This is a genomic window from Pelotomaculum schinkii (assembly GCF_004369205.1).
In the GTDB taxonomy this organism is placed as follows: domain Bacteria; phylum Bacillota; class Desulfotomaculia; order Desulfotomaculales; family Pelotomaculaceae; genus Pelotomaculum_C; species Pelotomaculum_C schinkii.
Map to the genome: position 1 here is coordinate 2,242,308 of NZ_QFGA01000001.1, position 15,425 is coordinate 2,257,732.

General features: G+C 47.4%; 11 protein-coding genes and 1 pseudogene. All 12 read right to left on the reverse strand.

All coding sequences use genetic code 11. The annotated features are described in order from the left end of the window. Positions 1-53: 53 nt before the first annotated feature. Positions 54-2,198, reverse strand: coding sequence for a glycosyltransferase family 39 protein (locus tag Psch_RS10440; RefSeq protein ID WP_190240124.1), 2,145 nt, complete (start codon positions 2,196-2,198; stop codon positions 54-56). A 291-nt stretch (positions 2,199-2,489) separates the two neighbouring features. Beyond that, positions 2,490-3,149, reverse strand: a complete 660-nt coding sequence (locus Psch_RS10445) for a hypothetical protein (protein ID WP_134217237.1) — start codon at positions 3,147-3,149, stop codon at positions 2,490-2,492. A gap of 512 nt (positions 3,150-3,661) precedes the next feature. Beyond that, positions 3,662-5,005 (reverse strand): radical SAM (seleno)protein TrsS, encoded by a 1,344-nt coding sequence (trsS, locus tag Psch_RS10450; protein ID WP_282432457.1) that lies wholly within the window; start codon positions 5,003-5,005, stop codon positions 3,662-3,664. A gap of 24 nt (positions 5,006-5,029) precedes the next feature. Continuing rightward, positions 5,030-5,728 (reverse strand): annotated as a pseudogene (locus tag Psch_RS21135) (DUF5714 domain-containing protein); the annotation flags it as partial. A gap of 21 nt (positions 5,729-5,749) precedes the next feature. After that, positions 5,750-6,415 carry a DVU_1556 family methyltransferase gene (gene trsM / locus Psch_RS10455; RefSeq protein WP_134217238.1) on the reverse strand — a complete coding sequence of 222 codons (666 nt, stop codon included), beginning with the start codon at positions 6,413-6,415 and terminating at the stop codon, positions 5,750-5,752. Positions 6,416-6,468: 53 nt separating this feature from the next. Beyond that, positions 6,469-6,861: a C-GCAxxG-C-C family protein gene (locus Psch_RS10460; RefSeq protein WP_134217239.1), complete on the reverse strand. Its 393-nt coding sequence runs from the start codon at positions 6,859-6,861 to the stop codon at positions 6,469-6,471. A gap of 28 nt (positions 6,862-6,889) precedes the next feature. Next, positions 6,890-7,081 (reverse strand): DVU_1557 family redox protein, encoded by a 192-nt coding sequence (locus Psch_RS10465; protein WP_134217240.1) that lies wholly within the window; start codon positions 7,079-7,081, stop codon positions 6,890-6,892. Between the two features lie 7 nt (positions 7,082-7,088). Then, the gene (locus tag Psch_RS10470) at positions 7,089-9,392 is read right to left on the reverse strand and encodes a pyridine nucleotide-disulfide oxidoreductase/dicluster-binding protein (protein WP_190240125.1); all 2,304 of its coding nucleotides are present in this window, start codon (positions 9,390-9,392) and stop codon (positions 7,089-7,091) included. A gap of 45 nt (positions 9,393-9,437) precedes the next feature. Beyond that, a complete protein-coding gene (locus Psch_RS10475) occupies positions 9,438-9,830 on the reverse strand; it encodes a NifB/NifX family molybdenum-iron cluster-binding protein (RefSeq protein ID WP_134217242.1) in 393 nt (130 codons plus the stop codon). A 116-nt stretch (positions 9,831-9,946) separates the two neighbouring features. Further along, positions 9,947-12,799: a molybdopterin-dependent oxidoreductase gene (locus Psch_RS10480; protein WP_134217243.1), complete on the reverse strand. Its 2,853-nt coding sequence runs from the start codon at positions 12,797-12,799 to the stop codon at positions 9,947-9,949. 255 nt (positions 12,800-13,054) lie between these two features. Beyond that, on the reverse strand, positions 13,055-13,960 hold the full coding sequence (locus tag Psch_RS10485) for a helix-turn-helix transcriptional regulator (protein ID WP_190240126.1): 906 nt from the start codon (positions 13,958-13,960) through the stop codon (positions 13,055-13,057). Positions 13,961-14,045: 85 nt separating this feature from the next. Further along, positions 14,046-15,389 (reverse strand): DVU_1553 family AMP-dependent CoA ligase, encoded by a 1,344-nt coding sequence (locus Psch_RS10490; RefSeq protein ID WP_243124010.1) that lies wholly within the window; start codon positions 15,387-15,389, stop codon positions 14,046-14,048. Positions 15,390-15,425: the final 36 nt, after the last annotated feature.

Genomic DNA, 15,425 nt, shown 5'->3' on the forward strand with positions numbered 1-15,425 from the left:
TGCCAAGGCGAGTCAGGGGACGGTTCTCTGTCTCATTCATCCCCTTTAGGTTTTTAAAGAGTTACCTCATATAATACGTTTTCGTTCCCCCTGCCCATAGGACCACTACTCTGGGAAGAGCCTGTTTGCCAATCTTCCCCTGGCACCTCCGTACTGTTGGCCCGGATCCACTCCATCACTTCGTTCGAGCCGCCTCTGCCGCCGGAACCGGAGCCCGACGGAATCAAGAAGTATTTCACTTCCTTGTTGGCCACCATTTGCTGCAGCTTCTCGACCGTGAGAATGGGGTCCGAACCACTATATCCCCCCATAGCTATGACCGCTTTGCCGGTTTCAATGATATAAGACTCGGCCGTGGAGGCCTCGGTGGTGGCAAACAGGATAGTTTCCCCCGTATTATTCCTGGTCACATATTCAAGTAATTTATCGTTAACACTTAAACCCTGCCTCCCACCGTTGCCCTGTCTTTGGCCGAAGCCCTGTTGGCTGGGGCCGGCTTGAGGCAGATGGCTGTTGTCGCCATAGAGAAGCGGCGTAGCCGACCAGTAAAGTGGCGCCACCAGCAGTACCAGCATCCCGGCCATGGCCGTCAGCTTTTGTTTTTTGGATACCAGGACTAAGACCAGTGCCAGTCCAAGGCCTGCGGCTCCGATGCCGATGGACCAGCCTGCACCGATTTGCTTTTGGTAGGGCTGCAGTATATACAGTTCAAAAGCTGTTGTCACCAGAATACCCGCCGGTAAAAGCCACTTTTTCCAGCCTGCCCGGTCACGATAGTGGTTCCAAAGCTCAACCCAGCCTCCTCCGGCGAGCGCCGCAATAGGTGGGGCAAGCATGATCATGTAATAGTGATGGAAAAAGCCCGCTACGCTGAAAAACACCATTCCCGGGATTAACCAGGCCAGCCAGAACAATGTCTCTTTTTCTTTGTCCGTAAGCTCTCTTCTCCGGCGCAAGCCTGCCAGCAAGCCTGTGCAGGCGAACGCTACAAAGGGCAGCAGCCAGCTGATTTGTCCGGAAAGCGCGGATTGGAACAGGCGCAATGGACCGGCCTGGCCGGTACCAAACATACCGCCGCCCCCTTCGGGCATTTGACCCGGTCTTCCATTACCCTTACCCTCTGGGTCATAGCCTTGCGGACCGTTGTTACCAGCTTGACGCGGCTGCCCATTGGGCATGTTGCTCCCGTCCTGTGGTGGCTGCTGGTTGGACATGTTGTTTCCCTTCTGTGGCATTTGCTGCCCGCCAGGCGCGCTGTTTCCATCCTGCGGAGCCTGCTGCACTTGCTGCTGGCTGGACGTATTGTTTTCGTCCTGCTGCATTTGCTGCCGGTCCGGTTTTGTGCCCCCGTCCTGCTGCCTTTGCCCTTGCTCCGGAGCAGCGCCACCTGGGCCCATGCCACCCCTGCTCATTCCCTTCAGGCGCTGGATCCCGTTATAGCCGAAGGCCAGCTCCAATACGGAATTCGTTTTGCTGCCTCCGATATATGGGCGGTTTTCTTGAGGGACAAGCTCTACGGCAACAGCATAGGACACGGACACTCCGACCAGGACAACTGTTGCCGCCGCAAGGATAGCCAGTTTCTTTTTCCAGGCGCCCTTGAATGCAAACAGGTACAATAAGTAAAAAGCCGGTACGACCATGTAAGCTTGCAGCATTTTCATATTAAAGCCGACACCAATCATGGCAAAGGCTCCAAGCAACCAGGGCAGTTTCTGATTGCGAATCCCCCGGAACAACATCCAGGCAGCGACAAGGAGCGTAAATACCAATAAACTGTCTATATTATTAGTACGGCTCACCGCGACGGCAATCGGGGTACAGGCTATAATCAAGCTCGCGAGCCGGGCAGCCGTTTGACCGAAGGTCGGTTTGACCAAAATATACATCAGCAAAACGGAGCCGACACCGGCCAAAGCCTGCGGGAGAATTACGCTCCAACCATGCACCCCAAAGACATAGGCGAATACTGTCTGGACCCAAAACGTGACCGGTGGTTTATCCACCGTAACGTACCCGGCCGGATCAAGAGAAGCGTAGAAAAAATTGTGCCAGTTTTGCAGCATACTGGTTACGGCCGCAGTGTAATAGGCATTGGCGTACTGCTCCTGCCAGATGTTGAAAATATTTAAGAAAGCGGCTAGCAAGGCAATGCCTATCAGGAGCCAGTCTAAGCTTCGGCCTTGTTCCAGTCTCATGGTCATGTCCCCCCACTTAATTCCTCATGTCCATTTATACGATGAATAACCCATCGTAATATACGTGCCTTATATCACAATAATAACCAATTTAGCTGAATTGACACTTAACAGCAACTGAATATTAATTGAGAGCCAGCTGAATATACGCTGAAAACAAAGCCCTGTTTTTTGATGATGCAGGAGGTTTCCTGCCGCAAACAGCAAAACGGCATTCACGCACTGGTAAACCGTGCATAAGTGCCGTCACTAAAGTTGTCGATATAGACAAAAAATATATTTTTAAAATAACTAACTGTTGGCTTTCCTTTTAGCAAAGGAAAGGATCCCACCCAAAGCAATACCCAAGGCAGCCGCCGCCAAAACCCTGTACACAGGTGGAAGCATAAATACAATGGTATGCGCGGGTACCCAGAAGAAAGGTAATGTTTTGGCATAAACAAATTTAATAAGATTATCAAGGTTCATGTTTTTAATAACTTCATCTACAGTCGGTTTGGCGCCACCGGCAAAAGACAAATCTATATACGTATCTGTGAACCTGTGAACACCCATCAACGTTACTCCGAAGGTAATGTTCATAATTAAACTTGTAAAAAATGCTGATACGATTTGATAGCCGTTGCCAGGCAAAAGCCCATTTGCTAATGCTGCAGTAACACCAGCATTAAAAATTGTAAATGAAAGCGTAATTCCCATACCAAAAATACCCCAAAGGATCGATTTATAGATGGCGCCTTTCGGTTTAACCCATTCACCGGTTACAATTCGCGCGCCCAACCAGTCACCCATTGAGGCTAAGATAAAAAACTTAATAAAGCCCATGGAATAAGGATGTGCTGTCGTTAGTGTTACAAAAACAGCATGAGTTGACGGATAGATTAATAATGCTGCAATGACCGCCAGTATCGCTAACCAAATAATATCCCCTATATTCAATCCCTTTTTCATTGTTACCACTCCCAAACAAATACTGCCAAGATTCTTTCTCGCAATAAATTCATAACTCATCTCACAAATGAACTATTGTAATAGGGCTCATTAGTATTATAGTTTATCTTTAATACTATTAGGAGCCCGTTATTTGATAAATAAAATTGCAGGTCCACCTCCCCATCCTGCTAGCAAATTTATCCTGACGTTAATAAATAAGCAAGTTATATGCCAGCAAAGGCTTTTGGCTGCCACATAAACCATACATCCTGAAATCCTGAGTATCTATCAATAACGGGGGCCTTGCCAATCACTCCATGCCGGAACTAATAAAACCAACAAAAATTTATGTGTATAATTTTTTAACACCTTCAGTGCCTGGTCATTATTTGTACAATTAATTGTACTGAGCTTATGGACTCACAATACACAAGGGAATTTTATACGGCCGGCTTCCTGTGACGCCGGCGCACACTGCTATCAATCGGGCGCTTTGTCCTTCTTTACTCCAGGCATCTTAAGGAGTGACCCTACCTGTTTACTCCCCTATACAAAGGGTCCCCCGTAATACTTGTCAAGTTATAAGCGCAAAACGGGATGATGCGCCTATCCGGACTCACCACATGTATATAGCACTCCTGCAACCTGGTCAAATCAAGATTCCAGGCATCCTGAAATGCCATACCGGATACAGCCAAGGTATACAGGGCTCTGCGTTCCAAAAACTCATCAAAAGATCCGGGCGCCGCATACCTGGAAATCACCCACTTGGGTTCCGGCGCGCTGCTCCATTGACGGGCCACATACTCTCTGGCTTTTTTCGAATCCCCGGCCGGCTTTTGCTCCGTGGAACTACTGCAGCAGCAGTTTTGTGTCTTTGGCAATACCTTGAGCGTGCCGTCGGGTTGCAAAAGGAAGCTGGCATTGAAGGAACAATAGGAGTTTTCAGCCGTACCCGGTCTAAAGTCTTCCACCTTCATCTGTCCACCGGTCTGTTCTTCGATCGCGCGCAACACATCTGGTATCGTTATGCGCTCGTTTTTCTTTTCTCCATACCTGCCAAAATAACTGACCGGCTGGAAATGAACTCCCCGTATATGTGGCATGTTTTCTATAGCAAAGCGGATGATCGGACCGATTTCATTTTCGTTCAAGCCGGGCACGAGGGTGGGGACCAAAACCACCCCCAGGCCCGCGTCAATGCAGTTTTCGATGGCCTGAAGCTTGGTTTCGAGCAACTTGCGGCCTCGTAAAGCGAAATAAGGCTCATCGCTCATTGCATCAAATTGCAAAAACACACAATTAAGTCCCGCCTTTTGCAGCGTTTCTACATAGGCAGGCTCTTCGGCAAGGCGCAATCCATTGGTATTGAGCTGAAAGAAAGAAAAACCTTTTTCCTTGCCCAAACGGATGATGTCTGCGATGTCATCACGCAATGAAGGCTCGCCGCCGGATAATTGGATGTTAAAAGGTCCGCCGCAGCGCATCAAGGTATCATACCACGCGCCAATCTCCTCCAATGACGGGTCCGGGGCGGCGTTTTCCTGCGAGGAAGCAAAACAGACCGGGCACAAAAGATTGCATCTGTTGGTAATCTCAAGCAATACGCAACAGGTATTCTGACGATGGCCGGGACAAATGCCGCAATCATAAGGGCAGCCCTTGTCCACTTTTGTGATGCAGCTGACAGAGGGAGAAGGCTGTCTGATAAGCTCCCATGATTTATAGTCAGGAGGACCGTTCCAGATGATAGTTTTATAATCACCATGTTGCGGGCAGGTTTTTTCCAAATAAACTTTAGCGCCATATTTGACCTTTTGCGCCGGAATACGCGAAAGGCAAACCGGGCAAAGGCTTTCTGTTTCCCCCAACACGATCTTTTCGGGAAAATACGGGCATTGAGACTGGATGCACTTTTGATTATTCATAAACTGGCTGCAGATGTAGCGGCTACGACCATTATTATCAAACTCTTTGATGTTTCGTTTGGCCGTTTCAATTGAAATCATCGCATCCCGTTTACAACACCTTGGTCCACCAAATCGACTGATTTCTAATAGCGCCAAAGCTGTCAGGCGGTTGGCAGCACCTCTTTCCTCCTTGGAATAAGGAGTTACCTGATGGATGATAGAATAAGCGACTCCCACGCCGACCCCGGCCCCACAGGCGCCATGAGTCCCGCATACCCCGCCTTTAATGTCTTTACCCCGCTTTATGGCTTCTTTTATTGCCTGCGCTTGTTTGTCTTTTACTGAATTGCCGTATGCAGTCACCAACACTGCAGCAACGATACTGTGATATTCCGGGCCATGCATGTGCAAACCAGGCAGTTTAAAAATCTGTAAGGCAATTTCTACAGGATCTGTTAAATTTGTAGCAACACATACCCGCTCCACAACATCAAGAATTTTTTCTCTATGACACTCATCACAAATATAATGACCATTTACACATATAGTATTGGACTGTTCTTCCTTACCGCAAATCACGCATTTAACATCTATAGCAGAATCAGCATTATAAAATAATTCTCCCCCGCATACCAAACAACCGGATGCATGATCAGTATTACAGCTACAAATAATCTCCTTTTGCATTTTTACATCTTTCACCACTCTCTAAACACCCTTTGTTGAAACAGATAAAAAATAGCCCGGTTTGGCAAACTTGGCATGGCGCCATTGCTTGCAATCAAATAGATTCTCCAGGCTCCCATATTCCCAAATCGCCCTAATGGCAAATTCCGTGAAGGCTTTGGAGCAATCAATAAATTGAATACCCGAAAACCCGCATTGCTTTAACAATTCCACCCATTGGTCTTGCATCATCAAACTGACGTCCAGCGTATCCAGTCTCGTGGTTTGCGGTTTCCGGCGCACATATAAATCGGATATTAAGACCTTGCCGCCGGAAATCAAAAGCCGGTTACACTCTTCTAAAACATGTTGAGCCGGCATCACGGAAAGACTGCATTCACAAATCACGGCATCAAAAGAGCCCGCATCAAATGGCAGTTCAGTTCCATCAGCGACCTGCAAATACGCATCAGGGTATTTGATACGGCCTTTTTCGATCAGTTTTTGAGAACTATCCACGCCTATTGCCTGAAAACCAAGCTTGTTCAATTCAGACACCGTACTTCCCAAACCACAGCCAATATCAAGTATTCTCGCCCTGTTTTCCAGTGCCGCCAATTCCAGCAATTGTCCGGTAAGCTGCAATCCGCCCGGCCTCATGGCGCCTTGCGGCATTTGCATCCAGGTATTGCTTTCATATTTATTCATGGGCTGCCCCCCAAAAAATTTGTGTAGATGAGGCTGTTTTATGGATGGATACTTCAAATAAAGTCATGCTCCTGCAAAATTTCCAGGCATTTTTCTGTGGTTTGCAAAAGAGCATCATTGCATATCCAGGCAGGCTGGCCTCCCGGACCCAGTAGATCGACACAGTTGACTCCGCCGAAATGAGCATCAAACCAATCCACCAGTTCCGCACATACTTTCCGCAAGGTTTCCTGATCGAAATCATATAGGGCCAGCGCGCAAACTCCTCCTGATAAAACACCGCAAGTATGCTGCGCATACATGCCATAACACAACCCGCGTATTGACTGCACCAAATCAGCGTTTTCCTTTCCCTGCGGCTCCAACCCCACAAGGACAAGTATCATCTGCGCACAACAAAAGCCTTGCATTTTCAGTTCCACGATGCGCTGTTGTACCGAATCCATTACAGACTTTCCTCCCTGAAAAGCTATATTATTTATCTTCCAATTCTCTTTCTATCTGCTGCATTTTACCCATCACAACCTCTTCCGGGATATAAACAAGCTTGCACACCGGGCATGTTGGAAATTGATGCGTCATCCTGTGACCAAGGTATTCAAGATTGATACTTGTCAGCTCCAGTTCCCTATTGCACTTCGTGCAAATGAGTTTGTCCGGCTCCATCACCACATCACTCTCCTTCTATGGTCAGCCTGTGGCAATACGCGTTAATAATTCTATAGGCCCCTTCCTCAACTTGATAAATCACCCAGTATGTCATAACACCCTGCCTTTGATGACCGATATAATAGCCCTTTGCAGGATTAAAAATTTTGTTGCCTGAAGACTCGCAGTATTCTATTGTTTCACGTATATCGTCTTCAACGATCAGTTGTTTATTTAACTTCTCCATAAGTTCCGGTGAAATCAATATGGCTGGCTTTTGCCTTTCTTCATAGCTCTCCTCTTGCCAGATATTTTTCAAAAGAGAGGCTTTTAAAGCCACCCGGTTGTTCCTGCGGTCCGTGAGAGAAGGCGGTTTGCGCAACTCGCCATTGATGTCAAAAAGAACATCCAGCACATGGCGGCAAGGCTTGCCCATATCAGCAAAAATATCCCTGCAATTTGTACAATAGGTGATATATGGATTTTGGCCAAGCTCAATTCTTTTCCTGGCGATATCCTTTGCCAAAGCAGGATTGGCGGTATAAATATGTCCGCCATAACCGCAGCACTGAGCCGTTTTCTCCCTGTAGGGCAACTCATCGATCGCAAAACCGGCCTTTAAGACAAGTTCGCGCACGCTTTTTTGCATGGATTCATCGTAACGGCTGGAACAGGGATCAAATATGGAAACGGCGGCATTACTTACGATATGGTTTAAAGGCAGTCCATGCTCTTTGATAAAGTCATATAAAGAAATCTTCTTGATCTGGGGCAGGTATTTGGTAAACATCTTTTCACAAGTTGGACAGGCCAATATGGCGACAGGCTTTCCCATATCCTCCCATTGCTTTCGTATCCCAGCGGTTATTTCTTTCGTTAAGGGCTCATCCCCTGCCCATTCGGCGGGTGCGCCGCAACAGCTCAAAATTATGCCGGACTGAGGAAACTTTTTTAATAAATAGGCATACGGCCTTTCTACATATGCCGGCTCCGAAGCTCCCAGTTGACAACCCGGGAAAAATATGTATTCACTTTTTTGATATCCGGGCGCATTTTTAGCCACATAGGCTTTTTCACTTGCCGCGAATTTCATATCCCGGATCCAAAAATCATGAAAGGCGGGCGGCAAGGACCCTTCCCGGTGCATAATGCGGCGCGCTTCCAGCAAAAAATCGCCCATATCGATGTTTTCAGGACAGACGGTTCCGCATAAACCACAATTATTACAAGAACTAAGCATCCTTGTTGCCACTCTCGGCTGCAGGCTTTCCACCGGATTTAAAGTCATCCGCACGTCGCCGGCGATGCGTTTGGGCATTTTATTATACCGCTTTATCATATCGCAAGCGTTTATGCAGTCCCTGCAATCGCATTTCAAACACCGTTTCGCTTCGTAAACGGCTTCTTCCTTAGAATAACGCTCGGCTTTTACCCCTTTGGATGGCTCTATTTTACCGATATCCATTCTAAGGCGTGAGGTTTTGTCGAGATCTATGCCCAGCATCACATGCATACGATTCGTTTGTAAATAAGATTCTATGGATTGAGCGGCACGTATGCCCTGTTCGATGGACTGCATGGGAGTGGTTCCAAGCAAGAAACCAGCCAAAAAAATCCCCTTTATCGCGCTCCCCAGCGAATCCCTGTTCAATCCCTCCAGCAGGCCAAAGGATGCCCCGTCTTTCCCGGTAGCAATCAGTACCGCATCAAAATGATTTTGAAGTTCACCTATATTTTCAATTTCCGTATCCAACTTAAGGGTATATTCAAAAAACTGCATCTGGTTTTCGATTTCCGGAATAAATATGTCAGGGGAAAGCAAATCCCACAATCTTCCGCCGATCTTATCTTTCTTCTCAAATATGGTCACATCATATCCATGCGAAGCGAGCTTTACGGTACAGCTTAAGCCGCAAAGGCCCGCTCCCAGGATTGCTACTTTCTTATTTTTTTTAAGCACCCTATATTTAACCGGTGCGGTGGACCGGGTATAATCTACTATTGCTTTTTCCAATTTTAACATGTCAATAGCATCATCTATGTCTTTTCTCACACATACATTTAGACAGGGCTGATCACAAATTTTAGAAACAATGCCCGGAAAGAGGACCTTGTCCCTGTACATGGTGTATGCGCTATTAAAATTTCCCTTTTGCAATTTAGTGTTCAACATAACGACATCCAGGTCCAGCGGACAGACACACCGGCAGGGAGGTTTTTCCCCGTTGCAACAATCCTTTACATATTTGTCCATGTCTTTGGACAATATCCTGCCGCTGGCCGGCGCATTGAGTAAGCCTTCCAGTAATTTCGCATCGCTATTACCCATAATAGATAATTCTCCTTTTACCGGGGGCGTAATAAAGCAAAGGCATCAGTGTTCACCGCAGCAGTTTTTTGTTTCATCGGTATCCGACTCACTGGGGCAGCCTGTGCCGCCGATGCAATCGGTTATTAAATCCAGCATACTCTCACAGTTTAGCGCATCTGTAACGGAGAGCCCACTTCCAAGTGATCGGGTCACATGATTGTCCGCCAATATCTCAAAGGGTATTTTCTCAATTTCACCACAAATCACCAACTCGCAATCCCTGTCTACAATTTTTTCTGCCAGTTCTGTGTTTTCCACGTCACCCTCACTTTTTTCAATCGCCTCAACAATGCATTGCTTATCCATGTCCACAATTAATAGCCACCGGGCATCAGCAAATTTCTCTGAGACCTTGCTATTGCCACCACAGCCATCCGACATTACTGCGATTTTCACTTTTCACTCCTCCTGTTTGCCATTTATTGGTAGTGCTGCAGCCATATGGCTGCAGCACTACCGCCGGCAATTACTATTATCATTTGTTTAAATGGAATTCAGGCTCACATCGCGCCCTAAAGAGCCATGTCGGGACCTGTAGATTCAACCGGATTTTCCGCGATATCATCAAGCGCTTCAAAGAGGTCGGAGCCGAGGAAGTATTTTTCAGGTTTAAGCTCTTTTCCTTGCGCCTTTGCTTCCATGGCTGCTTTCACTTTATCCGGAGTGGCGGGGAGATCGTAAATTCTTACGCCGGCGGCATTATTGATAGCGTTAATTACTGCCACATGGCCTGCAGACTGGAATCCTTCGCAACAACCGACCGAGCCAAAGGGAGCGGTTTTTCTGGGGGAAGGGACGCTTTCCAGATATATATCATCAGGAATATCGTCCGCATACAGGAAGCCGCACCGCACAAGGCTGCTGTATTTATTATTGTCAATGTACTTTTCCGAAAGCGCAAAACCGATGGAGTGGGTCAGGGCGCCGTATGCCTGCCCTTCAACCGCTTGGATACTGCCTATAGCGCCGATGTCATAGATCATTTTCATGGCCACGACTTTTGTTTTACCTGTGGCGACTTCCACTTCAACTTCCGCAAGGAAAACGGCGTAATTGTAAACAGGAGTGGGATCGCCGACGCCTGTGTTCGGATCAAGGTCGACAGTGATATCAGTGGTATCAAATACTCCAAGATATTTAGTCGGGATTCCTTCGGCAACCATTTCCGCATGGGTGCGGTAAGTGCCATCATCTTTACGCATCGCGTTAAGCAGTTTCTTCGCTGCATTAATGGTAGCATTGCCTGCCATATAATGTGAACGGTTGGCTCCGGCAGGACCTGTTTGCGGACACTGTGCCGTATCGTTTTGCACCAGTTTGATTTGCCTGTAGTCGAGATTCAATTCTCTCAAGCTTTCATGGGTAAGGACCAGTGTACCCACATCGCCGCCCTGACCCTGGTCTTCCCAGGTATTGTAATGGGTGATCGTACCGTCTTCATTCAGCTCAAGAGCAACTTCCGCATGGTCCGCCGGCCCCCCGGTAACATTGTAACCGCCGAAAGCAAGACCTACGCCACGTTTCTTTTCAGGCGTGCTCTGGGCTTCCGCCCTGGCCTTAGCCTCTTCGTATAGGGGACGGAGCCTGTCCATAAGTGTGGTAAAGGGATATTCTTTAAATGGATAACTGTTGATGTTGGTATCCCCCGGCCTTGCCAGGTTTATATACCTGAATTCAAAAGGATCGATACCGGCTTTTTCCGCCAGCATATCAACTATTGCTTCAGACATGGTGTAAGCCTGTGAATTGCCATAGGAACGATAAGCGGTACCAAAAGTCTGGTTAGAGAAACCTACTCTGGCCAAAGCTCTTACATTGGGGATGTTATAACTAAAGCCTGCAAAACGAATGGCTTTTGATGCAAGAATGGCAGCCATTTCAGTATAAGCGCCATGGTCATAGGCAAAATCAAATTCAAAACCGGTAATTTTTCCGTTTTTGTCACAACCCATTCTGGCGTTGGAGTAATGGGCGGCGCGTTTGCCAGAAAAGGCATTGTGTTCCGCATAGCTCATGGTCAGGGTGACCGGGGCTCCATCAAGGGCCAGGGTGCAGGCCGCCGCTAGAGCGGAGCTGGCTGGAGATATACTAGAACCAAAGCTGGCGCCCGTCGGATTTTCGATAACCCTGATCTTACCATCAGGCAGTCCCAGGCCTGGTGCAAGTGTGATGAGCGGGAAGAGGAGAGCAAGTGTTTTGTTATGAATACATACGTTACCGTCTTCATCGATATAAGCCTGGGTAACATCCGGCTCCATGATGAGGTGAGGCTGGCTGGTACTATAGAAACTGCCTTCAACAACATAATCGGATTCAGCCAGAACATCACGGGTATCTTCACCTTTGAAAAGAGGCATTCTCAGATACTCATTGGGTATACCTTCATGAATTTCTGTTGCCCCAGGGGCAACGGCATCCAGATAGCTCATGTAGGCCGGCAATTCCTCCAAATCAAGTTTAACCTTTTTCGCTGCGGCACGGGCGCGTTCTTCCGTTTCCGCCGCTACAACGGCGACTACATCGCCATATCTGAATACTTTCGTATCCGCGATAATAGGACGCTCAAAGCCATCGGCTTTAGAGCGGGGATGGGCTACCGGCAGCATAATCCTGTTGGTCCCTTTGATATCTTTGGAGGTGATCACTTTTACCACGCCGGGCATTTTTTCCGCTTCAGAACAATCAATACCTTTAATAACGGCATGGTTCAAGCCAGGCTGTACAATGGCCAGGTGCAAGGTGCCGGGCGGCATTTTCAGCTTGATATCGTCGCCGTAATCGCACAAACCGGTAACTTTGGCAAGCGCGGCCGGGCGCGGGACGTTCGTGCCGTAAATACGTCCATCCGGGGGAGCCTTGAAGGTAATGTCTTCCATAGTGGCTTCGCCACGCATGACTTTGGCCGCTTCCATAACCGCGTCAACAAGCGGTTTCCACCCCGTGCAGCGGCAGGCATTGCGGTGCACCGTGAACCAATGGCGCACCTCTTCTCTTGTGGGATTCGGATTTTGATCTAGAAGCCCCTTTGCAGATACGATAAACCCGGGGGAACAAAAGCCGCATTGCACACCACCGTAAGTAATCCAGGCCTGTTGCAGCGGATGCAAATTGGTTGGAGTGCCAATTCCTTCAATGGTTACTATTTTACTAAAATCAGGAACGTCTTTAATTTTCTTGATACACGAGCGTACAACTTCACCTTCCAATATAACACTGCAAACACCGCATTGTCCAGTTTTGCAACCTAACTTCACCCCCGTCAGGCCAACTCTTCTGAGCACATCCGCCAGAGTGTCTTTCTCAGGATCACAAACCATCATTCTGTCTGCTCCGTTTAAGTTCAACCAAATTTTCCTTAAAGCCATAAATTCTCCCCCTTTCATTTTTTGCACTTTGCAGTTGGTGTACTTACGACTTTAATTAAGAATAACTTGAACATTCATAAAATAATTGGATATTTCGGCGAAACCAACTTATGGCTACCACCCATAGAAAGGGGTTTGATATCTGTCAGATTTAAAAATAAAGAAACCGTCCCTAACCTGTTGCCGGTTAATGGGCGGTTTATAAATATCACGCATGAAAAAGCATAACAAAACCTGTCTTTTTTGCCGGCAATTTTACAGTGCTGCTTGTGAATAATCTTCGGCGCCAGTATTACAAACATTAATCGCAGTTTTATTTGTTCTATTTTTATACAATAAATTCATATATATATTTCTAAACCTGGAAGGTGAAGTCATGGAAAAACCTTTGAATTCGTTGATAAAGTGAGATTGATCAAAGTAGCCTAACTCATTTACTATATCAGGAACACCCTGCCAGTCCTCCTGCATAACCATTCTTAGCGCGTTTTGGAAGCGAACAATACGGCTATAGTGTTTAATGGACACACCATAAGTCCTTTTAAAATTTTGCCTGCAATATCTTTCAGAATAACCGGTCTCTCTTTCAATATCTTCAAGTTTAATATTTCCGCGCGATAAGCAGATAAGGATAGCGCAGTATTCTGTGAAATCGGGGAAATATGTCTCATCTATCAAGTTAGACATGGCATAGTTCTGGAAAAGCTTTATCCGCTCATTCATGCTATCTTTCATAGCAATTTTTTCAATAATGGATGAATTAACAAAAACATCTTCCAGTTTTAATACGTTGTTTTTTAGATCACCCAAGCGGGCCTTGATATTTTTTATGCCTACCACAGAATAGGGCTTAAAACCAAAATAAGTCGTATTTGGCTCAAGCATGATTTTCGCCCATCCTTCATGTATGCCCCATATCAATGCAGCTGGATTGTTGGGGTTGCACTTAAAGATTATATTCACACAAGCATCCGGTACGATACCGATAAAATCATCCTGTGTATCCCTCGTAGTAAACTGATAGTATACGGCATTATTTTTTATGCAGATAGGATTCCAATTTACTAATTTTTCCCGGTAATTATACATAGCGGAACTAAGCCAAGGCTGGTGGGGCGGCGGTATCGCGCGTAATTGGGCGTTAATATTTTTATACTCCATAGAATCAACAACCCTCCTGTCCATCAATTACCCCTGGCAAGGGCTTTCTTTGGTGTTTCCTGTCCATCAGCCAACTGCCTGCATCTTAGTTTTTGTTGCGGTTGTCCCGGATAATTCGCTTTGCCGGTTTCCAGAGTTCCGGTGATGTATCTATTTGAACTGGCGCCAAGATTAAATTTCCCTTCTTGATGTTTCTGGAAAGCACAGGAACAGAAAATAGCGCTTTTTCAACCAATCCCGGTATTTCTTCAGCAGCCCAGGCGGCTGCCAGTACTCTGACAGCCAATCTGTCCCTGCCGTTTTCCGGCAGTAAAGATGCCTCAAAGTCCACAACACCGTTTACTGCAAAAAGGACCTCGTCCAGTATGGACAAACTAAGCAGCTCGCCCCCCGTTAAGGTGATTCTGCCCTGAACCCGGTCCCGCACGCAAGACATACGCTTCAGCACCGTACCGCAGGGGCAGGGTTCGGGCATAAACCGGGCAATATCTCCGGTACGGTAACGGATCAGGGGCATACCCCGGCGGGTTAGCGTTGTGAAAACCACTTCCCCTTCTTCCCCTTCCGGTAAAACTTCGCCGGTCAAGGGATTGATTATTTCAAAAAGCAAATCCGCCTCCCGCAGGTGATAGCCTGCCCGCGCTTCACACTCGACGCCGCCCCCCAGGCCCATTTCAGTCATGCCATAATGGTTGAAAACACGGCAGCCCCATGTTTCCTCCAAAAACCTTACAATCGCGCCGGGAACGTGGTCCGTACTCAGCAGCAGGCTTTTCAACCTGATCTGGTGTTTTCTTTTGTCAGACTGCCGGCAGCGGGCGAGTGCCAATACTTGAGTCGGAATCCCGACTAGGGAGTCAACCTGTTCCACGGCCATAATCTCCAAGACAGCCTCCGGGTCCCGGACCACCCCGTAGGGAACGGGTTTCACCTGCATGCGGCGCAAACCATCAGCCAGCAGGTCACCCACACTGCCGGGCGAGTATCCGGGCAGCAGGATTAACACCTTGTCGCCCGGCTGAACCAGGGTGGACATACCATGCTGAAAAAAGTCCCTGGTCAGTTCCTGATCCGCGGCTGTAAAATATATTCTCTTGGGCAGGCCGGTGGTGCCGGAAGTGTCCAGGGTTACCACCCGGTTAATCTGATCCTGTGAAACACAAAGCAGTTGCAGCGGGTTTTGTCTGATATCCGCAGGAGTAGTAAAAGGTAATCCGCCAAGATCCTTTAAGGACTGGAATTTATCTATGCCGCACCGCGCCAAACGGCGCCGGTAAAAGGGGCTCTTGTCGCGAGCGAGGGTCAGAGTCTCCCTTAGTTGCTGAATTTGATAAGTCTCTATGATGGAGCGGGTTAACTTGCCCAAACTGCCATTGTGCCCTTCTATCTTCGCGAGTATCCAGCTTTCCAGAGGTGTTTTTTTGTACAATTTGCCGACCGCCTCTACAAGGTCATATTGTGATGC

Bases quoted from the DNA above. Each gene is read 5' to 3' on its own strand.
- Psch_RS10440 (WP_190240124.1), bottom strand. From the start codon at position 2,198: ATGAGACTGGAACAAGGCCGAAGCTTAGACTGGCTCCTGATAGGCATT.
- Psch_RS10445 (WP_134217237.1), bottom strand. From the start codon at position 3,149: ATGAAAAAGGGATTGAATATAGGGGATATTATTTGGTTAGCGATACTG.
- trsM (WP_134217238.1), bottom strand. From the start codon at position 6,415: ATGAATAAATATGAAAGCAATACCTGGATGCAAATGCCGCAAGGCGCC.
- Psch_RS10460 (WP_134217239.1), bottom strand. From the start codon at position 6,861: ATGGATTCGGTACAACAGCGCATCGTGGAACTGAAAATGCAAGGCTTT.
- Psch_RS10465 (WP_134217240.1), bottom strand. From the start codon at position 7,081: ATGGAGCCGGACAAACTCATTTGCACGAAGTGCAATAGGGAACTGGAG.
- Psch_RS10470 (WP_190240125.1), bottom strand. From the start codon at position 9,392: ATGGGTAATAGCGATGCGAAATTACTGGAAGGCTTACTCAATGCGCCG.
- Psch_RS10480 (WP_134217243.1), bottom strand. From the start codon at position 12,799: ATGGCTTTAAGGAAAATTTGGTTGAACTTAAACGGAGCAGACAGAATG.
- Psch_RS10485 (WP_190240126.1), bottom strand. From the start codon at position 13,960: ATGGAGTATAAAAATATTAACGCCCAATTACGCGCGATACCGCCGCCC.